Below are 26,073 nucleotides of genomic sequence, written 5' to 3' on the forward strand. Positions count from 1 at the left end.
CGGCGGGCAGCGCGCCGGTGGTCGGGTGGTAGGTTTCGAACGTGTTCAACAGTGACGGTGCGGCACGTGGAGCCGAGTGGCCGCCTTCCGTGCGTCGTGAGGAGAGGCCCGCAGCGATGAGCCGCATCAACCGTCCCCGTGCATTCCGGATCATGGCCCTCACGTACGTCGCCGTCATGATCGCCGCCGGGCTGATCACCGGTGCCCCGGGCTCCTCGCCCGCCGATCCGTTGCCGGCCTGGCTGTCGCAACCCGGGCTGAACGTGCTGTACGTCTTCGTCCTCATGCCGCTCACCGCGGTGTTCGGCGACCTCGGCGGGGGAGGGGGCGAACCCGGTGCCGTCAGCTCCGCCCTCGCGTGCGGGCTCGGGGCGGCCGTGAACGTGCTGCTCGTGCGGGGCGTGGTGTGTGCCGTCCGCATGGTCGCCGCCGAGCTGCCCGCTTGCCGGAAGCGCCGTATCCCCGTCCGTTGACGGGGATGTGGCGCTCCGGCGTTGCTCAGCGCAGCTGTTCGTACGCCGGCAGCGTCAGGAAGTCCGCGTAGTCCTGGTCCAGGGAGACCTGGAGCAGCAGGTCGTGGGCCTGCTGCCACTTGCCCGCGGCGAACGCCTCGTCGCCGGTCTCCGCGCGGATCGCGGCCAGCTCCTCGGCCGCGATCCTGCGGGCCAGGTCCGCCGTGGCGCGTTCGCCGTTCTCGAAGACCACGCCCGCGTTGATCCACTGCCAGATCTGCGAGCGCGAGATCTCCGCGGTGGCCGCGTCCTCCATCAGGTTGAAGATGGCGACCGCGCCCATGCCCCGCAGCCACGCCTCGATGTAGCGGATGCCGACCGCGACGGCGTTGCGCAGGCCGTCGTACGTGGGCTTCGCGTCCAGGGTGTCGATGGCGATCAGGTCGCCCGCCGCCACCGAGACGTCCTCGCGCAGCCGTTCCTTCTGGTTCGGCTTCTCGCCGAGGACCGCGTCGAACGAGGCCATGGCGATCGGGACGAGGTCGGGGTGGGCCACCCAGGAGCCGTCGAAGCCGTCGTTCGCCTCGCGGTCCTTGTCGGCCTTGACCTTCTCGAAGGCGACCTTGTTGACCTCGGCGTCGCGCCGCGAGGGGATGAAGGCCGCCATGCCGCCGATGGCGTGCGCCCCGCGCTTGTGGCAGGTGCGGACCAGGAGTTCGGTGTACGCCCGCATGAACGGGGCGGTCATCGTGACGAGGTTGCGGTCGGGCAGGACGAACTCGGGTCCGCCGTCACGGAAGTTCTTCACGATGGAGAACAGGTAGTCCCAGCGGCCCGCGTTCAGTCCGGAGGCGTGGTCGCGGAGCTCGTAGAGGATCTCCTCCATCTCGTACGCGGCGGTGATCGTCTCGATCAGGACCGTCGCGCGGACCGTGCCCCGCGGGATGCCGGTGTAGTCCTGGGCGAAGACGAAGATGTCGTTCCAGAGGCGGGCTTCCAGGTGCGACTCCGTCTTCGGGAGGTAGAAGTAGGGGCCCTTGCCGAGGTCGATCAGCCGCTGGGCGTTGTGGAAGAAGTAGAGGCCGAAGTCGACCAGCGCACCGGGCACCGGGGTGCCGTCCAGCTGCAGGTGACGCTCGTCCAGGTGCCAGCCACGCGGCCGGGTGACCACGGTCGCGAGCTCCTCGGCGGGCCTGAGGGCGTACGACTTGCCGGACTTCGGGTCGGTGAAGTCGATGTTCCGGGTGTACGCGTCGATCAGGTTGAGCTGACCGGTGATCACGTTCTCCCACGTGGGGGCGGACGCGTCCTCGAAGTCGGCGAGCCAGACCCTGGCGCCCGAGTTCAGGGCGTTGACGGTCATCTTGCGGTCGGTCGGGCCGGTGATCTCCACCCGGCGGTCGTTCAGCGCGGCCGGGGCCGGCGCGACCCTCCAGGAGTCGTCGGCGCGGACCGCCGCCGTTTCCGGCAGGAAGTCCAGCGTGGAGGTGCGGGCGATCTCGGCGCGGCGCTCGCCCCGGCGGGCGAGCAACTCGTCGCGCCTCGGGGTGAACCGCCGGTGCAGCTCGGCCACGAACGCGAGAGCCGCATCGGTCAGGACCTCGTCCTGCCTCGGCAGCGGCTCGGCATCGACGATGGCCAGCGGGGACGGCGCTGGTGCGGACATGAGCTGTCACTCCTTCAGCGGGGTGCGTGCGGGGGTGTCCCGTACGGCACGGTGCCAGGGCTCCGGGATACGCCGCGGGTGCCTTCCGGGGGCGGAAGCGGTACTGCGGGCTTCTGATCAGTGGATATTAATTTCCTCATGGTGGAAGATCAATGGTTTGTCGATGTCGGGATCCTCCGGGTCGGCGGAGGCACGGCCGCGGTGGCGCACCGTGCCGTGCGCGCACCGTCCGGTCACTCCAGGTGCGTGAGGTCCTCCGCCGTGTCGATGTCGAACGCCTGAGCCACATCGGAACACTCGACGAGCGTGATCGCATCGCGGTGCGCCCGCAGGTACTCCCGTGCGCCCCGGTCACCGACCGCGGCCGCGGCGACGTCCGCCCACCGGTCGGCCCCGAACAACACCGGATGGCCGCGCCCCCCGTCGTACGCCGCCGCCGCGAGGGTCGTCCGGGTGCGGTAGGCCGACCGCACCCGCGCCACCGCCTCCGTCCCGATGCCCGGCTGGTCGACCAGGAGCACGAGCGCCGCGTCCACGTCCGAGCCGGCCAGTGCCCCGAGCCCCGCCCGCAGCGATGAGCCCATGCCCTCCTGCCACCAGGGGTTGACGGTCACCACGCACCCCGAGAGGTCCGCCCGCGCCCGCACCTCCTCGGCCGCTGCGCCCAGCACCACATGGACGGGGCCGCAGCCGCCGTTGCGCAGCGCCCGCACCGCGTGCTCGACGAGCGGGCGGTCGCGGTGTCCCAGCAGGGCCTTCGGCCGGCCACCGAGCCGACGGCCGCCACCTGCGGCGAGCAGCACCCCGGCGATCACGGGGACGGGTTGTGTGTGAGCCATGGGCCCTGGATACCACCGCCCCGTTCGCACGGGCGAAAAGGATGTCACCCTCACGGGTACTCTTTTGTGTTCGCGCAGTGGCGCACGCCTCGTTCGATGGCGTTAACTTGCGGACATCCCCGGGCACTTGACCGCCGCCCGGTACCTGATCAATACACCGGCACGCAGGGATGCGAGGGGGAGTGCTTTGTTGCGAAGTGTGGGGCAGAAGCGGTTGCGCAGTGATGAGGACCCGAGAGTGGAGGAGCTGCGTACGGCCGTCTCCCGGCTCCGCCGTGAGCTGGCCGGCCATCCCTCCGAGTTCCCGGACCGGGGCATCGCCGAGGACGAGCTGGCGGCGCTCGACGCCATGGCGGTCAGCGGCACGCCCGAGATCCCCCGGCTCCGTCGTTCGCTGCTGCTGGTCGCGGGGGCGATCGGCTCCGTCAGCGCACTGGCGCCAGGCCTGCGGGACGTAAGGATCGCCGTGGACCTCTTCGGCGAGCCGCCGCGCCACCCGTGAGGTCAGCGGCGGATCAGGCGGCGTGCGGTGGCCGCGGCGACGGCCGAGGTGCGTGAGTCGACGCCCAGCTTGGCGTAGATGTGCACCAGGTGGGACTTCACCGTGGCCTGGCTCAGGAACAGCCGCTTGCTGATCTGCTGGTTCGACAGGCCCTCGCCGACCAGCTGGAGGACCTCCAGCTCGCGTTTGGTCAGGGCCTGGGCGGGGGTGCGCATCCGGTCCATCAGACGATGGGCGACCGCCGGGGCGAGTGCCGAGCGGCCGGCCGCCGCCGTGCGCACCGCCGCCGCCAGCTCCTGCGGAGGAGCGTCCTTGAGCAGATAGCCACCGGCCCCCGCCTCGACGGCGGCCAGGATGTCCGCGTCCGACTCGTACGTGGTGAGGATCAGTACCCGGGGCGCGTCCGCCGCCGCCGTGATCGCGGCGGTGGCCTCCGCACCGTGCATCCCGGCGCCGAACTGCAGATCCATCAGGACGACGTCGAAGGCGCCGGTCGCGGCGAGGGCGACGGCCCGCTCGGCGGTCGCGGCCTCGGCGACGACCTCGAAGTCCTGTTCGGTGTCGAGGACGGCACGCAGGCCCGCCCGGACCACCGGGTGGTCATCGGCGAGCAGCAGCCTGATCGGACCGGTCATGCGGCGGTGTCCTCTCCGTCGACAAGCGGAAGCGGCAGCGTGACCGCCAGTGCCGTGCCCTGTTCCGGAGCCGACTCCACGCTCAGCGTGCCGCCCAGCGAACGGGCCCGTGAGCGCATCGCGGGCAGGCCGAAGCCCCCGTTCCCCGAGCTCCGCCGCACCCCGTCCGCGGCCTCCGGGTCGAAGCCGCACCCGTCGTCCACGACGTCCAGCGCCACCGACGTCTCCATGAAGCTGAGGGTGATCTCCGCCCGCCGCGCCCCCGAATGCCGCACCGTGTTGGCCAGCGCGGACTGCGCGGTACGGAGCAGCGCCACCTCGTACGGGGTCGGCAGCTCCACCGGCGTACCGCTGACCGCGAACTGCACGGTGAGATCCGGCGTCGAGGCGCGGGACGACAGCCGGGACAGGGCCGCCGCCAGCGAACCGTGCTCCAGATCGGGCGGGCTCAGCGCCCGTACGAAGCGGCGGGCCTCGGCCAGATTGTCCTGGGCGGCCTCACGGGCTCTGCGCACATGGGCGGTGGCCTGCGCGTCCTCGGGGAGTGTGTGCTCGGCGGCCCGCAGCAGGAGCTGGATGCTGGACAGGCCCTGGGCGAGGGTGTCGTGGATCTCGCGGGCCAGCCGCTCCCGCTCGGCCAGGGTGCCCGCGGCGCGTTCCGCTTCGGCGAGCTCCGCCCGGGTGGAGACCAGCTCCTCGATGAGCTCGCGGCGCCGCTCGCTCTCCCGGAACAGCGCGTCGTACCCGAGCACGGTCGCGACGGCCACCGCCGCCCCGAGCAGCGGACCGATGAACGTACCCGGACTGATCTCCTGGCCGTGCAGCACGAAGCTGGTGATGGCGGCGGCCGCGGTGGCGACCACGGCGGGCAGCCCCCAGCGCACCGGGAGCAGGTGCAGCTGCAGGAAGTAGAGCGGGAAGGCCACCCACAGGGCATCGGGCGACAGGGCGAGCAGGGCCAGCCAGACCGCGCCCAGCGCGGCGAGCCAGAGGGCGGCGGCACGGGTGTGCGGCTGCACGACGGGGGCCAGCGCGCCCGCGCCGTAGAGCGCGGCCATCACCCCCGCCAGGAGGATCACCGCGGTGTCGTCCATCGCACGGGCCGCGGCGAGCGCCAGCAGTCCCACCAGCAACGCGTGCAGACAGAGCCGCAGTGCGGTGGTGACGGGAGTGTGCGCACGCGAATCCATGGTCGTTCCAGCGTAGAGGCGACCGGCGCGCCGCCGGTCAACCGAAAGGTTGATGTCCGCCCCGTCCGGCGCGCGATGTCCGCGCAGGCCCTGTGCCCGAGTCTGGAGTCATGTTTGTCGCATGGAGAGATCTGAGGTTCGCCAAGGGCCGGTTCGCGCTCATGGGCACCGTCGTGGTCCTGATCACGCTGCTCGTGGGGCTGCTGTCCGGTCTGACGGCCGGACTGGCCAGGGAGAACACCTCGGCCGTCACGGGGCTGGACGCCGAACGTCTCGCGTTCGCGGCCCCGCCGGACGGCCGGGCGGTGTCGTTCACCGATTCGACGGTCGAGGAAAGCGCCTGGCGCACCTGGGCCGCCCTGCCCGGGGTCACCGCCGCCGAACCCCTCGGCATCCGTACGCTGGACGCCGCCGCCGACGGGGACCGCACCGCCGCGGTCTCGGCGTTCGGCGTCCGGCCCGGCGGGGAGCTCGCGCCCGGGGCGGTGGCCACGGGCCGGGTCGTGCTCTCCCGGCAGGCCGCCGACGACCTCGGTGCAGGGGCGGGTGACGCCGTCCGGCTGGGCGGCACCGAGGTGACCGTCGACGCCGTCGCGGGCGACGCCTCGTACAGCCACACCCCGGTGGTGTGGACCTCGCTCGACGACTGGCAGAGCTTCGGCCGGGCCGGCGGTGCCGCGAAACAGGCCACGGTGATCGCGCTGACCACGCACGGCGCCGACCTCGCCGCCGGCGACGAGGCGGCGGGCACCCGCACCCTGACCCTGGACGAATCCCTCACCGCGATCGGCTCCTACCAGGCCGAGAACGGCTCGCTCCAGCTGATGAGGGGCTTTCTCTTCGCCATCTCCGCGCTCGTCATCGGCGCCTTCTTCACCGTCTGGACCATCCAGCGCAGCGGCGACGTCGCCGTCCTCAAGGCGCTGGGCGCTTCCACCCCGTACCTGCTGCGGGACGCGCTCGGACAGGCCGTCGTGATGCTCGCCGCCGGTACGGGCGTGGGCACCGCGCTCGCCGCGGGCATCGGCGCGCTCGTCGGGGGCGGGGACGGCGCCGTGCCGTTCGTCCTCGACGCGTCGACCGTCCTCCTGCCGGCCGCCGTCATGATCGCCCTCGGTGCGCTCGGGGCCGCCCTGTCCATCCGGCGGATCACCGCCGTCGACCCGCTCACCGCGCTCGGGAGTGCCCGATGACCCTCACCCTCACCGATGTCACCCTCACCTACCCCGACGGTGACACCCGGCTCACCGCACTCGACCGGGTCTCGCTGGACGTCCCCGCGGGCACCCTCACCGCGGTCGTCGGACCCTCCGGTTCCGGCAAGTCCAGCCTGCTCGCCGTCGCGGCCACGCTGGTCACCCCGGACCACGGGCGGGTCGTCGTGGCGGGTACGGACACCTCGGGGCTCGGCCGCGCGGAGACGGCGGTCCTGCGCCGGGAGAGCATCGGCATCGTCTTCCAGCAGCCGAACCTGCTGCCGTCCCTGACCGCCGCGGAGCAGGTGCAGGTGATGGCACACCTGTCGGGAGGACCGGCACGGGCGGCCCGGGTCAGGGCGCTGGAACTCCTGGAGGCGGTCGGTCTGGCCGACAAGGCGGACCGCAGGCCGCACCAGCTGTCGGGCGGCCAGCGTCAGCGGATCAACATCGCGCGGGCCCTGATGAACGAGCCCGCCGTGCTGCTCGTCGACGAACCGACCAGCGCACTCGACCACGAACGGGGCGCCGCGGTCCTGGACCTGCTGGCCGCTCTGACCCGCGAACGGTCCACGGCCACGGTCCTGGTCACCCACGACCGGGCACATCTGGACCGGGTGGACGGCACGGTCACGATGGAGGACGGCCGGCTGACGGCATCCGCCATGGCCTGACGCTCCGGCCTGAACGCCTACGGCCCGGCGCTCGGCCGGACGCCGGCCCGACGGGTGTCAGCCTGCCGGGCCGCCGCTGCCGGCCAGCGCCTCGGAGAGCTCCTTCGCGGTCTGCTGCAGGATCGGCACGATCCGTTCCGTCGCCGCCTCCGTCACCCGTCCCGCCGGACCCGAGATGGAGATGGCGGCCGAAGTGGGGGAGTCGGGCACCGGCACGGCGAGGCAGCGCACCCCGATCTCCTGCTCGTTGTCGTCCACCGCGTAGCCCGCCCTGCGCACCTGCTCCAGTGCGTCCAGGAAGCCGTCCGGGGTGGTGATCGTCTTCTCGGTGGCCGCGGGCATGCCCGTACGGGCCAGCAGCGCCCGGACCTCGTCCGTCGGAGTGTTCGCGAGGAGGGCCTTGCCCACACCCGTGGAGTGCGGGAGCACCCGGCGGCCCACCTCGGTGAACATCCGCATCGAGTGCTTCGACGGCACCTGGGCGACGTACACGATCTCGTCGCCGTCCAGCAGCGCCATGTTCGCCGTCTCGCCCGTCTCCTCGACCAGACGCTGGAGGTACGGCCGCGCCCAGGTCCCCAGCAGCCGGGACGCGGACTCGCCGAGCCGGATCAGGCGCGGGCCCAGCGCGTAACGCCGGTTGGGCTGCTGGCGCACGTATCCGCACACCACCAGGGTGCGCATCAGCCGGTGGATCGTCGGCAGCGGAAGACCGCTGCTCGCGGAGAGCTCGCTGAGCCCGACCTCGCCCCCGGCGTCCGCCATGCGCTCCAGCAGGTCGAAGGCGCGTTCGAGGGACTGCACCCCGCCGCTGGAACCGGCGGGCTTGGAGTCGGAAGTGCTGGCGTGGGACGGCGGCACGTCAACGGTCCTTTCGAGGCAGGGGCGAGGCAGCAGCCTACCGGGCTGCCCCTGATCGGCCCACTGTTCCCGCTGCGGCGTCCTTGCCGGTCAGGACCCGTTCTGTCCGGTTGCCGGCGGTGGGTCCGCGGGCCCGGAGGCAGGCTCGGCGATGCCGCTCATGGGGCATTCTGCGTTCCGTATGCCGAGATCGGACTATTGCTTCGTGGAAAACCTCCCTGGGTGGTGCGAGTGGTCGGCGGGCCGCCCCGAGGGGAAGGTGGGTCTTGACGGGCCGTGTCCCCGAGTGAAGACTCCTTCAACAGTTCGTTGAATTCTTAGGGGGAGCGCGGGTGCCCGGTGCGGACACGAAAGCGGAGGGTGAGGCGGACGTGAGGCTGGTACTGCGCTCCACGCGCGTCGTCACCCCCGAGGGGACCCGCCCCGCCGCGGTCGTCGTGGCCGGCGGGGTGATCGAGGCCGTCCTCCCCCACGGCGCCGGGGTGCCCGCCGGTGCCCGTCAGGAGGACCTCGGCGACGACGTGCTGCTGCCCGGCCTCGTCGACACCCACGTCCATGTGAACGACCCCGGCCGCACCGAGTGGGAGGGTTTCTGGACCGCCACCCGTGCCGCCGCCGCGGGCGGCATCACGACCCTCCTCGACATGCCGCTCAATTCGCTCCCGCCGACCACCACCGTCGAGCACCTGCGCACCAAGCGGCGGGTGGCCGCGTCCAAGGCACACGTCGACACCGGCTTCTGGGGCGGGGCGATCCCGTCCAACACGAAGGACCTCCGTCCGCTGTACGAGGCCGGGGTGTTCGGCTTCAAGTGCTTCCTCTCGCCCTCCGGCGTCGAGGAGTTCCCCGAGCTCGACCAGGAGCAACTGGCCCGCTCCATGGCCGAGATCGCCGGCTTCGGCGGGCTCCTCATCGTGCACGCCGAGGACCCCCACCACCTGGCGTCCGCCCCGCAGCGCGGCGGACCCGCGTACGCCGACTTCCTCGCCTCCCGGCCGCGCGAGGCCGAGAACACCGCGATCGAGGGCCTCATCGCCCACGCGAGGCGGCTGAACGCCCGCGTCCACGTCCTGCACCTCTCCTCCGCCGACGCCCTGCCGCTGATCGCCGCGGCCAGACGCGAGGGCGTACAGCTCACCGTCGAGTCCTGCCCGCACTTCCTCACCCTCACCGCCGAGGAAGTGCCCGACGGAGCAACGGAGTTCAAATGCTGCCCGCCCATCCGGGAGGCGGCCAACCAGGACGCGCTCTGGGCAGGGCTGGCCGACGGCACGATCGATTGCATCGTCTCCGACCACTCGCCCTGCACCACCGACCTGAAGACCCCGGACTTCGCCTCCGCGTGGGGAGGCATCTCCTCCCTGCAACTGGGCCTGCCCGCCGTCTGGACCGAGGCGCGCCGGCGCGGTCACACCCTCGACGACGTCGCCCGCTGGATGTCCGCGGCCCCCGCCGGACTCGCCGGACTCACCCGCAAGGGCGCCATCGAGGCCGGACGCGACGCCGACTTCGCGGTCCTCGACCCCGAGGCGGCCTTCACCGTCGATCCGGCCGAGCTCTTCCACCGCAACCAGGTGACCGCCTACGCGGGCCGGACGCTGCACGGCGTCGTCAGGTCGACCTGGCTGCGCGGGCAGCGGATCGCCGCCGACGGCGTACTCACCGAGCCCGCCGGCCTCCTCCTCGAAAGGAACCACCGACCTTGACGCCGACACGGCACTTCACCGGCGACGCCGACCCGTACCAGGGCGGCGACCCCTACGCCGACTACCGCACCGCCGACTTCCCCTTCGCCTCGCTCGTCGACCTCGCCGACCGGCGGCTCGGCGCGGGCGTCATCGCCGCCAACGACGAGTTCTTCGCCGAGCGCGAGAACCTGCTGAAGCCGGGACCCGCGGAGTTCGACCCGGAGCGCTTCGGTCACAAGGGCAAGATCATGGACGGCTGGGAGACCCGCCGCCGACGTGGTACGGGCGCCACCGAGCCCCACCCCGCCGACGAGGACCACGACTGGGCCCTGGTACGCCTCGGAGCACCCGGAGTCATCCGCGGACTGGTCGTCGACACCGCCCACTTCCGCGGCAACTACCCCCAGTCCGTCTCCGTCGAGGCGACCTCCCTGCCCGGTTCTCCGTCCCCCGAGGACCTCCTCGGACCCGGCGTGACGTGGACGACCCTCGTGCCCCGTACGGCCGTCGGCGGCCACGCGGCCAACGGATTCGTGGTCGACGCCGGGCTGCGCTTCACCCACCTCCGGGTCAACCAGCACCCGGACGGCGGCATAGCCCGTCTGCGGGTGTACGGCGAGGTGGCCCCCGACCCGGTGTGGCTCACGGCCCTCGGTACGTTCGACCTCGCGGCCCTGGAGAACGGCGGGCAGGTCGAGGACGCCTCCGACCGCTTCTACTCCCCGGCCACGAACACCATCGCGCCGGGCCGCTCGCACAAGATGGACGACGGCTGGGAGACCCGCCGCCGACGGGACAAGGGCAACGACTGGATCCGCTACCGGCTGGCCGCACGGTCGGAGATCCGGGCGGTCGAGATCGACACCTCCTACCTCAAGGGCAACGCGGCGGGCTGGGCGACGCTGTCGGTGAGCGACGGGGAGGGCGAGGAGTGGACCGGGATCCTGCCCCGCACCCGGCTGCAGCCCGACACCAACCACCGCTTCGTCCTGCCGGAGCCCGCACGTGGCACGCGCGTCCGGATCGACATCTTCCCGGACGGCGGGATCTCGCGACTGCGGCTCTTCGGCTCGCTGACCGAGGACGGCGCGGCACGGCTGGCGGCCCGTCACCAGGAGCTCGGCGGATAGCGGCCCCCGGGCGGCCCGCCCGGCGGCACCGGGTGTGCCGGGCGTGTCCGCCCCGGGGCATATGGGAACCTGGTCGGGGCCCGACACGAGGCACGCCGCCCCCGACCAGGAGTTGCCATGATCTTCATCGCCGTCAAGTTCACCGTCCGCGCCGCCGAGCGCGACAACTGGCTCCCGGCCGTCGACGAGTTCACCCTGGCCACCCGTCAGGAGCCGGGCAACCTGTTCTTCGAGTGGTCGTACAGCGTCGAGAACCCCGACCAGTTCGTCCTGCTCGAGGCCTTCGCCTCGCAGGAGGCGGGTGTGGAGCACGTGAACTCCGACCACTTCAAGGCAGCGATCGAGACCATGTCGGAGCTCGTGGCCGAGGTTCCGGAGATCATCAACGTCGAGGTGCCGGGCGACGACTGGTCACGGATGTCGGAGGTCACCCCGCGCAACCGTTGAGCCCGGCCCCAGGGGGCAACCCGCCGTCGGTCAGAACTCCTCGTGCGTCTCGGGGTCGCCGCCGAAGCGGTGCGGCGGCCGGGACCCGATCCGCCCCAGCTCCTGCGGCGTCAGCTCGAACCCGAACAGGTCCAGGTTCTCCCGCTGCCGCCCGGGATCGGCGGACTTGGGGATCGGCACCGCCCCCAGCTGGGTGTGCCACCGCAGCACCACCTGGCCCGGCGTCACCCCGTGCGCCCGGGCGGCGGCCACCACCGCCGGGTCCTCCAGCACCTGGCGCCCGCGGGCCAGCGGGCTCCAGCTCTCCGTACGGATGCCCTTGGCGGCGTGCACCGCCCGCAACTCCTCCTGAGGGAGCAGCGGATGCATCTCGATCTGGTTCACCGCGGGCACCACGCCCGTCTCCTGCTCCAGCCGGTCCAGCTGGGCCGCGGTGAAGTTGGAGACGCCGACGGAACGTACGAGACCGTCCTCGCGGAGCCTGATCAGCGCCTTCCAGGTGTCCACGTACTTCCCCACGCGCGGCAGCGGCCAGTGGATGAGGTAGAGGTCGACGTACTCCAGCCCCAGATTGCGCCGGGACTCCTCGAACGAGGCCAGCGTCTCCTCGTACCCGTGATGCCGGCCGGGCACCTTGGTGGTGACGAAGAGGTCCTCGCGCGGTACGCCGCCGCGGGCGATGCCGCGGCCCGTACCGGTCTCGTTCCGGTAGTTCAGCGCGGTGTCCACGAGCCGGTAGCCCAGACCCAGCGCCCCCACGACGGCCTGCTCGGCCGCCGCGTCGTCGAGCGGCCAGGTCCCGAGGCCCACCGCGGGGATGGTGCGGCCGTCGTTGAGCGTGTGTACCGGGGGCGTCTGGCTCATGGTCTGCCTCTCGTGTCGTGGTCGCTGCCAGCGTAGGCCGGGCGGCGATACGGGGCACGTCGGTCGTTCAGGTGCTCAGGGCGCCGCGGGCAGCAGCGCCGCGCCCGTCCCGGCCGCGCGCAGCCGGCCCAGGATCGCCCGCGCCGCCTTCGTGTAGCCGGGGTTGTTGTTGTGCAGAACGGACTCCGCGTTGGCCAGCTCCATGAACGCGATCAGTTCGAAGGCCAGCTGGGAGACATCCGTGTCCGCGGCGAGCTCGCCGCGCACCCTGGCCTGCTCGATGGTCTCCTCCACGAACGTCACCCAGCCGGTCTGCGTGGACGCCAGTGCGTCATGCACCTTGCCCGCCCGTGAGTCGAACTCCGCGATGGTCGCGTAGAAGAAGCAGCCGCCGCGGAACACCCTGCGCTGCGAGTACGAGAGCCAGCTCTCGCACATCCGCCAGACGCGGCCGACCCCCGGCTCCGCGGCCCTGGTCGGGGTGAGCACATGCTCGACGAAGACACTCACGGCCGCACGGACGGTGGCGAGCTGCAACTCCTCCTTGGAGCCGAAGAGCGCGAAGACGCCGCTCTTGCTCAGCTTCAGTTCCGCGGCGAGCCGGCCGAGCGACAGACCCTCCAGCCCCTCCGTCGAAGCGACCTGGACCGCGCGCCCCAGGACCAGCTGCCTGGTCTGGTTCCCCCGCTCGACCCGTCCGTCCGGCCGCGCTCCACCCATGTGCCAACTCCGTGTGTCCGAGCGTCCAAGACCGACATTCTAGGAGAACCGGTCACCGCCGGGAGACCGCTTCGGGACGGGACACCCCCTGGGAGGGGACGGCCGGACCACCCCTCGGACAGAGGTTCCCGCCAGGGGTGTCCGTTCGGTACGGTGGCCGCTCCCCGTGTGAGCCGGAGAGGTCTCCACATCGTTTCCCGTGGAGAACCAGGAGAACCAGGTGTCCTCTGTCGCGCTGCCCGCTCTCACGCCGTCCCGCCGTGCATGGGTCACGGACCTGCCCGTCCTGCTCGTCGCCGCCGTCTGGGGCGCCAGCTATCTCGCGGCCAAGGGCATCACCACCACGCACACCGTGATCGCCGTCCTCGTGCTGCGCTTCGCGATCGTGCTGCCCGTCCTGGCCGTGGCCGGGTGGCGCAGGCTGCGGGCGCTGGGCGCGGCGCAGTGGCGGGGCGCCGGACTGCTGGGGCTCGTGCTCAGCGGGATCTTCCTGCTGGAGACGTACGGAGTCGTCCACACCTCGGCGACCAACGCCGGGCTCATCATCAGCCTCACGATGATCTTCACCCCGCTCGCCGAGGCCGCCGTGACCCGGGCCCGGCCGCCCCGGACCTTCCTCGCCGCCGCCGGGCTCTCCGTCACCGGCGTGGTGCTGCTGACCCAGGGCGGCGGCTTCACGAGCCCCTCGGCGGGCGACCTGCTGATGCTGCTCGCCGCCCTCGCCCGCACCGTCCACGTCCTGGCGATGGCGCGCGTCAGGTCGGTCCGGGAGGCGGACTCGCTGTCCCTGACCACCGTGCAGCTCGGCAGCGCGGTGGCGGTCTTCGCCGTGCTCGCGGCCGTTCCCGGAACCGGCCCGGCACCCTGGACGGTGGCGGCCGGTTTCGGCGCGGCCGAGTGGGCGGGGCTGGTCTTCCTCTCCGTCTTCTGCACGCTCTTCGCCTTCTTCGTGCAGATGTGGTCGGTGCGCCGCACCTCGCCGTCCCGGGTCGGTCTGCTGCTCGGTACGGAACCCCTCTGGGCCGCCGCAGTCGGCATCTCGATCGGCGGAGAGCGCCTCGGCGTCCCCGGTGTGCTGGGAGCGGTCCTCGTCCTGGCGGGCACCGCGTGGGGGCGCCGGAGCGTGGAGGCCCGGTCCTGATCGCGTCCGCCGAGATCATCACCGCGGGTGCCGGCTCGCGGCCCTCCTGTGTGCCGCCGTCTTCGGGTTGCTCGCCCCCGCCGCGATCGACGCCGACCCCACCACCCCGGACGGCGTCGTCCTCGCCGACTCCGGCGCCTTCGTGAGCAGGGAGAGGACACGAGGAAAGCGCGACGCGCCCTGCCGTCGGCCCGCTCGTCCCTCCGCCCGGCCTCGTTCCGCCCGACCCGCCCGCGCACGCGAACACACCTTTCGGCAGGCCCAGTTGTCCTAGGCTGTGTGGGTCGGAGCCGGCTACGAGGAGGCCCTCGTGGACCAGCGGTTCGGCAGACCTGGGGCCGGTACGGCCGGTGAGCCTTGAGCGCGTCTGCTCGTCCGCCGCGGACGGGGCCGGCGCACCTGCGGCCACCGGACCCGACACACCAGCACGTGGATCCGTCCGTACAGCCGACCGAAGGGAACCACGTTGACCACCGAAGCGACCGTCGACCTCGCCGCGCTCGGAGACGACTTCACCCGCGATCCCTACCCCGTCTACGCGGAACTCCGGGCCCGCGGGCCGGTCCACCGGGTCCGGGTCCCGGAGGGCACCGATGCCTGGCTCGTCGTCGGATACGACGCGGGCCGCGCGCTCCTCGCCGACCAGCGCCTGGCCAAGGACTGGCAGCGGGCGTCGCCCTCGTTAGGGGTGAGCAAGGTGTCGGCGGGCAAGTCGATGCTCGGCTCGGACGCCCCCGACCACACCCGGCTGCGGAAGCTGGTGAGCCGGGAGTTCACCCTGCGGCGGATGGAGCAGCTCGCCCCGCGCATCCAGGAGATGACGGACGAGCTGCTCGACACCATGCTGGCCGGACCCGGCCGGGGAGCCGACCTGGTCGAGGCGCTGTCGTTCCCGCTGCCGATGGCCGTCATCTGCGAGCTGCTGGGCGTGCCGTCCCTGGACCGGCAGGCCTTCCGCGCCTGGTCCAACACCGCGGTGTCCTCCGTCGATCCCGAGGCGCGCGTCCGGGCCACCGCCGCCATGGGCGGGTATCTGGAGGAACTGCTGGAGGAGAAGCGCACCGCCCCCGGGAGCGACCTGATGAGCGCGCTGATCCACACGGCGGACGAAGACGGCGACCGGCTCGCCCCCGACGAACTCACGGGCATGGCATGGCTGTTGCTCGTCGCGGGCCATGAGACCACGGTCAACCTCATCACCAACGGCGTCCTCGGCCTGCTGACGCACCCCGCCCAGCTCGAAGCGCTGCGCGCCGACGCAGGCCTGATCGACAACGCCGTCGAGGAGACGCTCCGCTACGAGGGGCCGATCGAGACCCCGACGTACCGCTTCACCACCGAACCGCTCGACGTCGCCGGCACGGTGATCCCCGGGGGCGGCGAGCTCGTGCTGATCGCGATGGCCGACTGCAACCGCGACCCCGCCCGTTTCCCGGACGCCGACCGCTTCGACATCACCCGGGACGCCCGCGGGCACATCGCCTTCGGTCATGGCATCCACTACTGCCTGGGCGCACCACTGGCCCGTATCGAGGCCCGGATCGCCATCGGATCGCTGCTGGCACGCTGCCCCGGGCTGCGGCTCGACGCGGACCCGGACAGCCTCCCGTGGCGCACGGGCATGTTGATACGAGGTCCGCAGCAGCTGCCGGTGACCTGGTAACCCCGGTCAGATCCCGGGGATCTCCGACATCCGTACGGGCCGGCGCTCCGTGCGCGAGAGTTCGCACGCCTCGGCGATCCGCAGCGCGTGCAGCGCCTCCCGGCCGTCGCAGGGGTTGGCCGCCTCCCCGCGTACGACACGGACGAAGGCGTCCAGTTCCGCCTCGTATGCGGGGGCGAACCGCTCCAGGAACCCGGGCCACGGCTCGTCCGGGACGGGCGGACCCTGTGGTTCCGCCGAGGTCAGCGGCGTACGGTCGTCGAGTCCGACCGCGATCTGGTCCCGCTCTCCCGCCAGCTCCATGCGCACGTCGTATCCGGCCCCGTTGCACCGGGTGGCCGTGGCGGTGGCGAGCGTGCCGTCGTCCAGGGTCAGCAGGGCAGCCGCCGTGTCCACGTCGCCCGCGGCGCGGAAGATCGGGGGACCGGCGTCCGACCCGGTGGCGTACACCTCCGTCACCTCGCGGCCCGTCACCCAGCGCAGGATGTCGAAGTCGTGCACCAGACAGTCCCGGAACAGCCCGCCGGAGAGCGGCAGATAGGCCGCGGGCGGGGGAGCGGGGTCGGAGGTCACCGCCCGTACGGTGTGCAGCCGGCCGAGAGCGCCGCTCCGCACGGCGGCGCGCGCCGCGGCGTACCCGGCGTCGAACCGACGCATGAATCCGAGCTGGAGCACGCTGCCCGCGCGGTCCACCTCGAGCAGGGCGCCCAGCGTCCCCGGCAGGTCCAGCGCGATCGGCTTCTCGCAGAACGCGGGCAGACCCGCCCGCGCCGCCCTGCCGATGAGCTCCGCGTGCGCCGCGGTGGCAGACGCGATGACGACCGCGTCCACCCCGCGGGCGAGGACCTCGGCCGCGGACGCGGCGGTCGTGGCACCGGTCCGCTCCGCGACCTGCGCGGCACGGGCCGCGTCGGGGTCCGTCACCACCAGGGCGCCGACCTCGGGATGGCGTGCCAGGACGTCCGCGTGGAAGGAACCGATCCGGCCGGTGCCGATGAGTCCGATGCGCATGGACTCAACGTGCCGCCCACCGGCTGCGCTGTCAACTATATGTCCTGACAATTCGAGGGTGCGGGAGCGAGCCGACGGGGTACGCTCCGTGCCGTGCCCAAACCCACCGCCGACTCCGCCGCCCTGGGGCTGGGCGTGGACCGCACCAGTCCCGTCCCGCTCTACTACCAGCTGGCCCGTCAGCTGGAGACGGCCATCGAGCAGGGCCTCCTCGCACCTGGCAGTCTCCTCGGCAACGAGCTGGAGCTCGCCGCGCGCCTCGGACTGTCCCGGCCCACCGTCCGGCAGGCCATCCAGTCGCTCGTCGACAAGGGCCTGATGGTGCGCCGCCGGGGGGTCGGCACCCAGGTCGTGCACAGCCGAATCAAGCGGCCGCTCGAACTGAGCAGCCTCTACGACGACCTGGAGGCGGCCGGCCGCCGCCCCGCGACCCGCGTCCTGCGCAACACCGTCGAGCCGGCGACGGCCGGCATCGCCGCGGCGCTCGGGGTCGCGGAGGGCAGCGAGGTCCACCTCGTCGAACGGCTCCGGTACGCCCACGACGAGCCCATGGCGCTCCTGCGCAACCACCTTCCCCCGCAGCTGCTCGATCTCGGCACCGAGCGGCTGGAGTCGACCGGGCTGTACCGGATGATGCGTTCCTCGGGCATCACCCTGCACAGCGCCCGTCAGTCCGTCGGCGCGCGGGCCGCCACGGCCGAGGAGGGGGCGCTGCTCGCCGAGCCCGCGGGAGCCCCGCTGCTGACGATGGAGCGGACCACTTTCGACGACGGCGGCCGGGCGGTGGAATTCGGCTCCCACGTCTACCGGGCCTCGCGGTACGCGTTCGAGTTCCAGCTGCTGGCGCGTCCCTGAGGGCTCCGCCCCCGTACCGGTGACGCGCTGGAATGTACGGTCCACGTGTTGACGGGGTCATGTAAGGCCGCTAGAACTCCCACAGCCGCAATCCCGCGGCGGGGCGACGGAAGGGGTACGGCCGCCGGATCACCGTCACGCCCCTGCCGGGCTGTCCCGGGACGGGCTCGGGGATACTTGGGCGGCCGGGCCGCGAGTCCGCTGCCCCGGCTCCACCAGGCAGCACAGTGAGCAGCACAAGAAGGGCACGGCGTCGTGGCAAGGGTTCGGACAGGGGTACGTGCGATGGGCGCCGTGCTGGCGGCGGTGCTGGGGGTCTCCCTCATGGGATGCAGCAGCACCGGCGGCAAGCGGGCGGAGGAGCGCGCGGCCAAGGAGGCCGCAGAGGGCCGGTCCGCGGTGAACACGCCCCGCTGGACGTTCGCCATGGTCACCCACTCCGGTGACGGTGACACCTTCTGGGACATCGTCCAGAAGGGCGCCGAGCACGCGGCCGTCAAGGACAACATCAATTTCCTCTACTCGCACAGCGACGAGGGCCAGCAGCAGGCCGAGCTCGTCCAGACGGCGATCGACAAGAAGGTCGACGGCCTGATCGTCTCGCTGGCCAAGCCCGACTCGATGAAGGCCGTCGTCGCCAAGGCGGTCCAGGCCGGCATCCCCGTGATCACGGTGAACTCCGGCTCGGCCGAGTCCAAGGCCTTCGGCGCGCTCACCCACATCGGTCAGGACGAGACCATCGCCGGCGAGGCCGTCGGCGACGAGCTCGACGAGCGGGGCCGCAAGAAGGCGCTGTGCGTCCTGCACGAGCAGGGCAACGTCGGCCACGAGCAGCGCTGCGCCGGGGCGAAGAAGACCTTCGACGGCACGATGCAGAACCTGTACGTCGACGGCACCAACATGCCCGACGTCCAGGCCTCCATCGAGGCGAAGCTCGACTCCGACCGGAGCATCGACGCGGTCGTCACCCTCGGGGCCCCGTTCGCCGCCGCGGCCGTGAAGGCGAAGCAGACCGCGGGGAGCAAGGCCGAGATCGACACCTTCGACCTCAACGCGAGCGTCGCCACCGGCCTCTCGAACAAGACGCTCGGATTCGCCGTCGACCAGCAGCCCTACCTCCAGGGTTACGAGGCCGTCGACCTGCTCTGGCTCCACCGCTACAACCGGAACGCCCTCGGCGGCGGCCTGCCCGTCCTGACCGGCCCGCAGATCATCACCGCACAGGACGCCGACGAGCTCGCCGAGTACACCAAGCGGGGGACCCGATGACGGCCACCGGGCAGTCGCCGGCAACGGGAACCGACGAACGGCTGCTGCGCACCTCGCCGCTGCGCAAGCTGCTCGGCCGCCCCGAGCTCGGCTCGATCGTCGGGGCGGTGGCCGTCTTCCTCTTCTTCGCGATCGTCGCGGACAGCTTCCTGCAGTCGTCCAGCTTCGGCACGGTGCTCTACGCGGCCTCCACCATCGGGATCATGGCGGCGCCGGTGGCGCTCCTGATGATCGGCGGGGAGTTCGACCTCTCGGCCGGTGTGATGGTGACCAGCGCCGCGCTGATCTCCTCGATGTTCAGCTACCAGATGACGGCGAACGTCTGGGTCGGCGTCCTCGTGTCGCTGCTGGTCACCCTGGGCTTCGGCGCGTTCAACGGCTTCATGCTGACCCGCACGGGACTGCCGAGCTTCATCATCACGCTCGGCACGTTCCTGATGCTGACCGGTCTGAACCTCGGCTTCACCAAGCTGATCAGCGGCACCGTCTCGACCAAGGCCATCGGCGACATGGAGGGCTTCGAGTCCGCCCGCAAGGTCTTCGCCTCCTACCTCACCGTCGGCGGCGTCGAGCTGAAGGTCACCATCCTCTGGTGGGTGGCGCTCGTCGCCGTCTGCACCTGGATCCTGCTCCGCACCCGCTTCGGCAACTGGATCTTCGCCGTCGGCGGCGAGTCCGGCGCGGCCCGCGCGGTCGGCGTCCCGGTGATCCGTACGAAGATCGGGCTCTACCTCGGGGTCGCCTTCGCCGCCTGGGTCTCCGGACAGCATCTGCTGTTCTCCTACGACGTGGTGCAGTCCGGCGAGGGCGTCGGCAACGAACTGACGTACATCATCGCGGCCGTCATCGGCGGCTGCCTGATCACCGGCGGCTACGGCTCCGCGATCGGCTCCGCGGTCGGCGCGATCATCTTCGGCATGACCAGCAAGGGCATCGTGTACGCGGAGTGGAACCCCGACTGGTTCAAGTTCTTCCTGGGAGCCATGCTGCTCCTGGCCACCCTGCTCAACGCATGGGTACGCAAGCGCGCGGAGGCGACGACATGACGGCCCCCCAGGCTCCGGGCCCCCGGGACACCGACACGGCCCGCCCGGCGCTCGTCGAGCTCGACCACGTCAGCAAGTACTACGGCAACATCAAGGCCCTGGAGGACGTCTCCCTGGAGGTCCACGCGGGAGAGATCTCCTGCGTCCTCGGGGACAACGGCGCGGGCAAGTCCACCCTCATCAAGATCATCTCGGGGCTGCACCGGCACGACTCCGGGTCCTTCCTGATCGAGGGCGCGCCGACCACGCTCGCCAACCCGCGCGACGCCCTGGACCGGGGCATCGCCACCGTCTACCAGGACCTGGCCGTCGTCCCGCTGATGCCGGTCTGGCGCAACTTCTTCCTCGGCTCCGAGCCGACGAAGGGCACCGGCCCGTTCAAGCGCCTCGACGTTCAGCTGATGCGCGAGACGACCCGCACGGAACTGCTGCGCATGGGCATCGACCTCCGGGACGTCGACCAGCCGATCGGCACTCTGTCCGGCGGGGAGCGCCAGTGCGTGGCGATCGCCCGCGCCGTGTACTTCGGGGCCAAGGTCCTCGTCCTGGACGAGCCCACCGCGGCGCTCGGCGTCAAGCAGTCCGGCGTCGTCCTCAAGTACGTCGCGGCCGCCCGCGACGCCGGGCTCGGCGTGGTCCTCATCACGCACAACCCCCACCACGCCTACCTCGTCGGCGACCGGTTCGTCCTGCTCAAGCGCGGCGTGATGTCCGGCAGCCACACCAAGGACGGCGTCACGCTGGACGAACTGACCCGGCAGATGGCAGGTGGCAGCGAGCTGGACGAGCTCAGCCACGAGCTGGAGCGGGCCCCCGCTCCGGACCACCTCGGCGGTCGTCCGGCCGGCGAGGACACCCCGTAGTCCCCCCTGATCTTCCCCGCCCCTGGGCCGTCCACCGGTTCCGGGGGCCCGGGAATGGCAGAATCGGGGGCGGCGGGCACCGTTCGCCGCCGGAGGAGTGACCGCCGGCCCCCCGACCTGCGCAGGGACGATGAGCACGTACCGCGACTTCACACACCGCGGCTCCGCCCGCGCCACCGTTCTGCGGACCGTCGGGACCAGGGAGCGGCGCTCACACCTCACCGCGCCCCGGGTCCCCACCGTCGGGATCGACATCGGCGGTACCAAGGTGATGGCCGGAGTCGTCGACGCCGACGGCAACATCCTGGAGACCCTGCGCACGGAGACGCCGGACAAGTCCAAGAGCCCCAAGGTCGTCGAGGACACCATCGTCGAGCTGGTCCTGGACCTCTCCGACCGGCACGACGTGCACGCCGTCGGTATCGGTGCGGCGGGCTGGGTCGACGCGGACCGCTCCAAGGTGCTCTTCGCCCCGCACCTCGCCTGGCGCGACGAACCCCTCCGGGACGCCATCGCCTCCCGCCTCGTCGTCCCCGTCATGGTCGACAACGACGCCAACACGGCGGCCTGGGCGGAATGGCGCTTCGGCGCCGGCCGCGGCGAGGACCACCTGGTCATGATCACGCTGGGCACCGGGATCGGGGGCGCGATCCTGGAGGACGGGCACGTCAAGCGCGGCAAGTACGGCGTCGCGGGTGAGTTCGGCCACATGCAGGTGGTGCCCGGCGGGCACCGCTGCCCCTGCGGGAACCGCGGCTGCTGGGAGCAGTACAGCTCGGGCAACGCCCTGGTGCGCGAGGCCAGGGAGCTGGCCGCGGCGGACTCCCCGGTGGCGCATTTTCTGCTGGACCGCGTGAAGGGGAACATCGCCGACATCTCCGGCCCGCTCATCACCGAGCTCGCCCGCGAGGGTGACGCGATGTGCGTCGAACTCCTCCAGGACATCGGTCAGTGGCTCGGTGTGGGCATCGCCAATCTGGCCGCCGCGCTCGACCCCTCCTGCTTCGTCATCGGCGGCGGCGTGAGCGCTGCCGACGATCTGCTGATCGGCCCGGCCAGGGACGCCTTCAAGCGCCACCTCACCGGCCGCGGCTACCGCCCGGAGGCCCGGATCGCGAAGGCCCAGCTCGGACCTGAGGCGGGTATGGTCGGCGCCGCGGACCTGGCCCGTCTGGTCGCCCGCAGGTTCCGGCGGACCAACCGGAGGCGTGTCGAGCGGTACGAGCGTTACGCGCAGTTCTACGACCAGGCCACGAGCACCATCCGCAACACGCGCGGCACCCGCGCCACCGACTGACCGCAGCCGCGCCGCGGCACCCGGCAATCGCCATCAGCACTCCGCCCCGCAGCTCCGAGGGATCACCGACCATGACCGCAGCCGAGCACCACGTCGTGCCGGGCCAGACGCCTTCCTCAGGTTCTCCCGGCTCTCCCGGCTCTCCCGGTTCCCCGGGTTCCCCCGGGGACGGCGGCGCGATGCCTCCGAAGGACCGGCGCCGGATGATCCGTCGGCGGCTGATCACCCTCACCATCATCGTGCTGCTCATCGGCATCCCGGCCGGCTACCTGGTGATCTCCGCCGGGCAGAGCCGCCGCTCCGGCCAGGACAAGGAGGCCGAGGCGGCGGCCCAGGGGCTGCGCGAGGACTGGCCGTCCGGAATGCAGCGCAGGATCTTCGAACTGCCGATCCCCGGGAACGCCGTCGGCGTCCAGTACTACGAGACCAACAACTGGAAAGCCAGCAGGATGTACGTGAAGTTCCGTACGACCTCCGCCGGTCTCGACCGCTTCCTGAGCGGTGTGGGAACCGGCCGCGCCGCGCTGGAGACCGGCAAGGTCACCATCGGCGAACGGGACACCAGGATCACCGGATGGTTCTTCGGACCCGGTGTCGACTGGGCGGGAACGACCCACCGCAACAAGGACCCGCGCCCCACGCAGGACATCACCGTCAACATGACCGACCCGGCAGCCCCCGTCGTCTACGTGGTGTCCGCGGCGACCCCCTGACGGGGAGCGGACGGGTGACTCACCACCCTGCGCGAGCGAGACGACCCCGCAGCCCGCCCGGCCCTCCACCCCGGTCAGGGCGATCCGGTCCAGCAGCTCCACCCGGCCAGGAAGTTCTGGGCCAGCACAGGAGCGTCGTCGATGTCCAGCATCAATCTGTCCTCATGAGAGAGAAGCTCCGCCGTTCTTGCCAGGGTTCGGCGGACCGGTCGGCTAACGCGCCACGCGGTAGCGGAGGTGGACGACTCCTGAGCCGAAGGTGCGGGTCCCGACCAGTTCGAGATCGACCCGGCGCTCGTGCTGGGGGAAGAACGGAATGCCGCCGCCGACCAGCACCGGGTAAACCCTGGCCCGGTACTCGTCGATCAGACCCGACGCGGCCGCCTCGGCGGCGAGAGTCGCACCGCCGATCGCGATGTCGCCGTCCCCCGGCTCGGCTCGCAATCGCTCGATCTCCTCCGCCAGGCCGCCGGAGGCCAGGCGGGCATTGCCCTGCACCGCCGACAGCGTGGTGGAGAACACCACCTTGGGGAGCGCATTCCAGACCGCGGCGAACTCGAGCGTTGAGAAGCCGAGCGATGGATTCTGGTCGACGGTCTCCCAGTAGAGCATCGTCTCGTACAGCCGTCGTCCCAACAGGTGGACACCGGCCTCTCGCACCTCGTCGGTAGCGAAGCGATGTACCTCCTCGTCGGGCGGCGTCCAGTCGAAGCCGCCGTCCGGCCCGACGACGTAGCCGTCCAGTGAGACGCCCATCGAATACGTCACGCTGCGCATCAGAAGTCCTCCTCGGTAGCGGTTTCGACAGTACGACCGCCGGATGCCGCAGGACTCAACGCGACGCGAGAATCACTGGGTCGAGTCACCTCACGAGATCATCTCGTTGAGAAGACCTCACTCGCCATCGATGTGCGAGGGTGGAACACCACACCGATGCTGACCTGGGACTGTCGGAATCGAGCCGGTGTCACTTCGGGTGTCGGCGCATTCGCCCTCCCTGCCGCCTGGGGAGGTGACCGTGCGCAGCGTGTCTTGGAGCTGACTCCGCCACTGCGCCGCTCGTTTGACGCTTCGGATACCTCACCGCCCGCCCGTCAGACCGAGAGGCAGGGACTGACGCCGGATTACCCTGGACCGAGTTCGGGAGAGGCCAGGAAGTGTCCGCCTCCAAAACCTTGCTGAAGAGCACGTGGGAGAGTGGAGGGACTGGGCGCTTGTGCATGGCCGTGTTCGAGGCAGAAGGGTCGGGCCGGCTCGGTGTCACGCGTGTGAGCCGAGACTGGCTGGGTCCACCCCGGCGATGTGACATCTCGTGACAGATGAGAGGGTTTTCCGGGTGACCGAGACACCACCGAACACCATGCAATACCGCTTTGACGGGCCAGAAGACGCTCCGGTCCTGGTGATCGGGCCGTCCCTGGGTACCACATGGCACATGTGGGACCGCCAGATACCCGAGCTCTCCCAGCACTGGCGGATCTTCCGGTACGACCTGCCCGGGCACGGCGGAGCCCCCGCCCACCCGGCCGTCGCCGTCAGTGATCTCGCCGACCGCCTGCTCGCCACGCTGGACAGCGTCGGCGTCCACCGCTTCGGTTACGCGGGTTGCTCCATCGGCGGCGCCGTCGGCGCCGATCTCGCGCTGCGCCATCCGCACCGGGTGGCCTCCCTCGCACTGGTGGCCGCTTCGCCCCGCTTCGGCACCGCCGACGAGTTCCGGCAGCGCGGGGTGATCGTCCGTACCAACGGCCTGGAGCCGATCGCCCGCACCTCCCCGGAACGCTGGTTCACCCCCGGCTTCGCCGCCGCCCAGCCTGCCATCGTCGAGTGGGCCGTCCAGATGGTGCGCACGACGGACCCCGGCTGCTACATCGCCGCGTGCGAGGCCCTGGCCGCCTTCGACATCCGTACGGAGCTCCCCCGGATCGGCGTCCCGACCCTCGTCCTGGTCGGTGCCGAGGACAAGGTCACCGGTCCCGCCGAGGCCCGCACCCTTGTCGCCGGCATCCCGGACGCCCGGCTCGCCCTGGTCCCCGGTGCCTCCCACCTGGCCCCCGTCGAGCAGCCCGGTGCCGTCACCGACCTGCTCCTCACGCACTTCTCCACGGGCTGGCAGGACACCCTCGGCTCGATCCCGGTACCGATCGCCCCGGGCAGCACGGCCTCCTTCGTGCCCGTGGTGCCGGTGGGGGAGATCGCCGCCGCCGTGGTGCCCGAAGCGATTCCCGCCGGCCGTGGGGACCGCTACGACAGCGGGATGAAGGTCCGGCGCGAAGTACTGGGCAATGCCCACGTGGACGCCGCGACGGCCGCGTCCGACGACTTCACCGACGACTTCCAGGAGCTCGTCACCCGCTACGCCTGGGGCGAGATCTGGACCAGGGAGGGTCTCGACCGCAGGACCCGCAGCTGCGTCACCCTCACCGCGGTCGTCAGCTCCGGGCACCTGGGGAGCCTCGCCCAGCACGTCAGGGCCGCGCTGCGCAACGGGCTCACCCCCACCGAGATCAAGGAAGTGCTGCTGCAGACGGCCGTCTACTGCGGCATCCCGGCAGCGAGTGCCGCGTTCGGCATCGCGCAGTCCGTGATCCAGGAGGAGACCACCCCGCCCGCGTAGCAGGACGGCGGGCACGAGCACCCGCCCGCGTAGCAGGATGGTGGGCATGAACACACCGCCCAGCACCCTCACGCTCACGAAGAAGACGCACTCCTGCATCCGTCTGGAGCGCGACGGGCAGTCGCTCGTCATCGACCCCGGCGGATTCTCCGAGGAGGACGCCGCGGTCGGTGCCGACGTGATTCTGGTGACGCACGAACATCCGGACCACTTCGACGAGGCGCGGCTGCGCGCCGGTCTGGAGTCCAACCCGGCCGCGCAGGTGTGGACCCTGCGGAGTGTGGCCGGGAAGCTCTCCGCGGCGTTCCCCGGGCGCGTCCACACCGTCGGCCACGGCGACACGTTCTCCGCCGCCGGGTTCGACGTACAGGTGCACGGCGAGCTGCACGCGGTGATCCACCCGGACATTCCGCGGATCACCAACATCGGCTTCCTGGTGGACGGTTCGGTCTTCCACCCGGGCGACGCGCTCACGGTGCCCGGCCGGGCGGTGGACACGCTGATGCTGCCCGTGATGGCTCCCTGGAACAAGATCTCCGAGGTCATCGACTACGTGCGCGAGGTCGCGCCGCGGCGTGCGATCGACGTCCACGACGCGCTGCTCACCGATCTCGCCCGGCCGATCTACGACCGTCAGATCGGCGCCCTGGGCGGAACGGACCACGGCCGGCTCGCACCGGGCGACGCGACCCGTCTCTGACACGGCTGTCAGTGGGAGCGGCTAGGTTTACTGC

General features: G+C 71.5%; 26 protein-coding genes. 17 read left to right on the forward strand and 9 right to left on the reverse strand.

Features of this window, described 5'->3' with window-relative positions:
* The first annotated feature begins 116 nt into the window (after positions 1-116).
* Positions 117-473, forward strand: a complete 357-nt coding sequence (locus tag AB0F38_RS09795; RefSeq protein ID WP_361889412.1) for a hypothetical protein — start codon at positions 117-119, stop codon at positions 471-473.
* 25 nt (positions 474-498) lie between these two features.
* On the opposite strand, the gene aceB is transcribed toward AB0F38_RS09795, so the two are convergent.
* Positions 499-2,118, reverse strand: coding sequence for a malate synthase A (gene aceB, locus AB0F38_RS09800; RefSeq protein WP_361889414.1), 1,620 nt, complete (start codon positions 2,116-2,118; stop codon positions 499-501).
* A 233-nt stretch (positions 2,119-2,351) separates the two neighbouring features.
* Positions 2,352-2,957, reverse strand: coding sequence for a nucleotidyltransferase family protein (locus tag AB0F38_RS09805; RefSeq protein ID WP_361889417.1), 606 nt, complete (start codon positions 2,955-2,957; stop codon positions 2,352-2,354).
* Positions 2,958-3,144: 187 nt separating this feature from the next.
* Between AB0F38_RS09805 and AB0F38_RS09810 the strand changes: the two genes are divergently transcribed.
* The gene (locus tag AB0F38_RS09810; protein WP_361889420.1) at positions 3,145-3,459 is read left to right on the forward strand and encodes a DUF5955 family protein; all 315 of its coding nucleotides are present in this window, start codon (positions 3,145-3,147) and stop codon (positions 3,457-3,459) included.
* A gap of 2 nt (positions 3,460-3,461) precedes the next feature.
* Here AB0F38_RS09810 and AB0F38_RS09815 read toward each other — a convergent pair whose 3' ends face one another.
* Positions 3,462-4,094, reverse strand: a complete 633-nt coding sequence (locus tag AB0F38_RS09815) for a response regulator transcription factor (RefSeq protein ID WP_361889422.1) — start codon at positions 4,092-4,094, stop codon at positions 3,462-3,464.
* A complete protein-coding gene (locus AB0F38_RS09820; protein WP_361889424.1) occupies positions 4,091-5,284 on the reverse strand; it encodes a sensor histidine kinase in 1,194 nt (397 codons plus the stop codon). Before AB0F38_RS09820 ends, AB0F38_RS09815 begins: the two co-directional genes overlap by 4 nt.
* Before the next feature lie 110 nt (positions 5,285-5,394).
* Here AB0F38_RS09820 and AB0F38_RS09825 point away from each other — a divergent pair, with 110 nt between their 5' ends.
* Positions 5,395-6,477, forward strand: a complete 1,083-nt coding sequence (locus AB0F38_RS09825) for an ABC transporter permease (protein ID WP_361889426.1) — start codon at positions 5,395-5,397, stop codon at positions 6,475-6,477.
* Entirely contained in the window at positions 6,474-7,154 is a 681-nt protein-coding gene (locus tag AB0F38_RS09830) for an ABC transporter ATP-binding protein (RefSeq protein WP_361889429.1), read from the forward strand. The genes AB0F38_RS09825 and AB0F38_RS09830 overlap by 4 nt, the downstream gene beginning before the upstream one ends.
* Positions 7,155-7,211: 57 nt before the next feature.
* Here the strand turns inward: AB0F38_RS09830 and AB0F38_RS09835 are convergent, their stop codons facing one another.
* Entirely contained in the window at positions 7,212-8,015 is an 804-nt protein-coding gene (locus AB0F38_RS09835) for an IclR family transcriptional regulator (RefSeq protein ID WP_361889432.1), read from the reverse strand.
* 371 nt (positions 8,016-8,386) lie between these two features.
* Here AB0F38_RS09835 and allB point away from each other — a divergent pair, with 371 nt between their 5' ends.
* The 3 genes from allB to AB0F38_RS09850 all read left to right on the forward strand — a co-directional run bounded on the left by allB (position 8,387) and on the right by AB0F38_RS09850 (position 11,280).
* Positions 8,387-9,721, forward strand: coding sequence for an allantoinase AllB (allB, locus tag AB0F38_RS09840; protein WP_361889435.1), 1,335 nt, complete (start codon positions 8,387-8,389; stop codon positions 9,719-9,721).
* Positions 9,718-10,833, forward strand: a complete 1,116-nt coding sequence (gene alc / locus AB0F38_RS09845; RefSeq protein WP_361889438.1) for an allantoicase — start codon at positions 9,718-9,720, stop codon at positions 10,831-10,833. Before allB ends, alc begins: the two co-directional genes overlap by 4 nt.
* Before the next feature lie 117 nt (positions 10,834-10,950).
* Positions 10,951-11,280, forward strand: a complete 330-nt coding sequence (locus AB0F38_RS09850) for a putative quinol monooxygenase (protein WP_361889441.1) — start codon at positions 10,951-10,953, stop codon at positions 11,278-11,280.
* Between the two features lie 30 nt (positions 11,281-11,310).
* Here the strand turns inward: AB0F38_RS09850 and AB0F38_RS09855 are convergent, their stop codons facing one another.
* Positions 11,311-12,144 (reverse strand): aldo/keto reductase, encoded by an 834-nt coding sequence (locus AB0F38_RS09855; protein ID WP_361889442.1) that lies wholly within the window; start codon positions 12,142-12,144, stop codon positions 11,311-11,313.
* 75 nt (positions 12,145-12,219) lie between these two features.
* The gene (locus tag AB0F38_RS09860; protein ID WP_361889443.1) at positions 12,220-12,864 is read right to left on the reverse strand and encodes a TetR/AcrR family transcriptional regulator; all 645 of its coding nucleotides are present in this window, start codon (positions 12,862-12,864) and stop codon (positions 12,220-12,222) included.
* 220 nt (positions 12,865-13,084) lie between these two features.
* Here AB0F38_RS09860 and AB0F38_RS09865 point away from each other — a divergent pair, with 220 nt between their 5' ends.
* Positions 13,085-14,005 (forward strand): DMT family transporter, encoded by a 921-nt coding sequence (locus AB0F38_RS09865; protein WP_361889446.1) that lies wholly within the window; start codon positions 13,085-13,087, stop codon positions 14,003-14,005.
* A gap of 466 nt (positions 14,006-14,471) precedes the next feature.
* The gene (locus AB0F38_RS09870; protein ID WP_361889449.1) at positions 14,472-15,668 is read left to right on the forward strand and encodes a cytochrome P450; all 1,197 of its coding nucleotides are present in this window, start codon (positions 14,472-14,474) and stop codon (positions 15,666-15,668) included.
* 6 nt (positions 15,669-15,674) lie between these two features.
* Here the strand turns inward: AB0F38_RS09870 and AB0F38_RS09875 are convergent, their stop codons facing one another.
* Positions 15,675-16,679 carry a Gfo/Idh/MocA family oxidoreductase gene (locus tag AB0F38_RS09875; protein WP_361889452.1) on the reverse strand — a complete coding sequence of 335 codons (1,005 nt, stop codon included), beginning with the start codon at positions 16,677-16,679 and terminating at the stop codon, positions 15,675-15,677.
* Positions 16,680-16,772: 93 nt separating this feature from the next.
* Between AB0F38_RS09875 and AB0F38_RS09880 the strand changes: the two genes are divergently transcribed.
* The 6 genes from AB0F38_RS09880 to AB0F38_RS09905 all read left to right on the forward strand — a co-directional run bounded on the left by AB0F38_RS09880 (position 16,773) and on the right by AB0F38_RS09905 (position 22,722).
* On the forward strand, positions 16,773-17,534 hold the full coding sequence (locus AB0F38_RS09880) for a GntR family transcriptional regulator (protein ID WP_361889455.1): 762 nt from the start codon (positions 16,773-16,775) through the stop codon (positions 17,532-17,534).
* Positions 17,535-17,819: 285 nt separating this feature from the next.
* On the forward strand, positions 17,820-18,803 hold the full coding sequence (locus AB0F38_RS09885) for a sugar ABC transporter substrate-binding protein (RefSeq protein ID WP_361889458.1): 984 nt from the start codon (positions 17,820-17,822) through the stop codon (positions 18,801-18,803).
* Positions 18,800-19,849, forward strand: a complete 1,050-nt coding sequence (locus tag AB0F38_RS09890) for an ABC transporter permease (protein ID WP_361889462.1) — start codon at positions 18,800-18,802, stop codon at positions 19,847-19,849. Before AB0F38_RS09885 ends, AB0F38_RS09890 begins: the two co-directional genes overlap by 4 nt.
* Positions 19,846-20,712, forward strand: a complete 867-nt coding sequence (locus tag AB0F38_RS09895) for an ATP-binding cassette domain-containing protein (RefSeq protein ID WP_361889465.1) — start codon at positions 19,846-19,848, stop codon at positions 20,710-20,712. The genes AB0F38_RS09890 and AB0F38_RS09895 overlap by 4 nt, the downstream gene beginning before the upstream one ends.
* A gap of 130 nt (positions 20,713-20,842) precedes the next feature.
* On the forward strand, positions 20,843-22,009 hold the full coding sequence (locus AB0F38_RS09900) for an ROK family glucokinase (protein ID WP_361889467.1): 1,167 nt from the start codon (positions 20,843-20,845) through the stop codon (positions 22,007-22,009).
* Between the two features lie 71 nt (positions 22,010-22,080).
* Positions 22,081-22,722 carry a hypothetical protein gene (locus AB0F38_RS09905; protein ID WP_361889470.1) on the forward strand — a complete coding sequence of 214 codons (642 nt, stop codon included), beginning with the start codon at positions 22,081-22,083 and terminating at the stop codon, positions 22,720-22,722.
* A 213-nt stretch (positions 22,723-22,935) separates the two neighbouring features.
* On the opposite strand, the gene AB0F38_RS09910 is transcribed toward AB0F38_RS09905, so the two are convergent.
* Positions 22,936-23,499 carry a dihydrofolate reductase family protein gene (locus AB0F38_RS09910; protein WP_361889473.1) on the reverse strand — a complete coding sequence of 188 codons (564 nt, stop codon included), beginning with the start codon at positions 23,497-23,499 and terminating at the stop codon, positions 22,936-22,938.
* Between the two features lie 559 nt (positions 23,500-24,058).
* On the opposite strand from AB0F38_RS09910, the gene AB0F38_RS09915 reads away from it, so the two are divergent.
* Together AB0F38_RS09915 and AB0F38_RS09920 are read left to right on the forward strand one after the other, a co-directional pair.
* On the forward strand, positions 24,059-25,339 hold the full coding sequence (locus AB0F38_RS09915; RefSeq protein WP_361889476.1) for an alpha/beta fold hydrolase: 1,281 nt from the start codon (positions 24,059-24,061) through the stop codon (positions 25,337-25,339).
* A 46-nt stretch (positions 25,340-25,385) separates the two neighbouring features.
* Entirely contained in the window at positions 25,386-26,039 is a 654-nt protein-coding gene (locus tag AB0F38_RS09920) for an MBL fold metallo-hydrolase (RefSeq protein ID WP_361889478.1), read from the forward strand.
* Positions 26,040-26,073: the final 34 nt, after the last annotated feature.

The sequence above is a fragment of the Streptomyces sp. NPDC025273 genome, from assembly GCF_040638585.1.
Lineage (GTDB): Bacteria > Actinomycetota > Actinomycetes > Streptomycetales > Streptomycetaceae > Streptomyces > Streptomyces cinereorectus.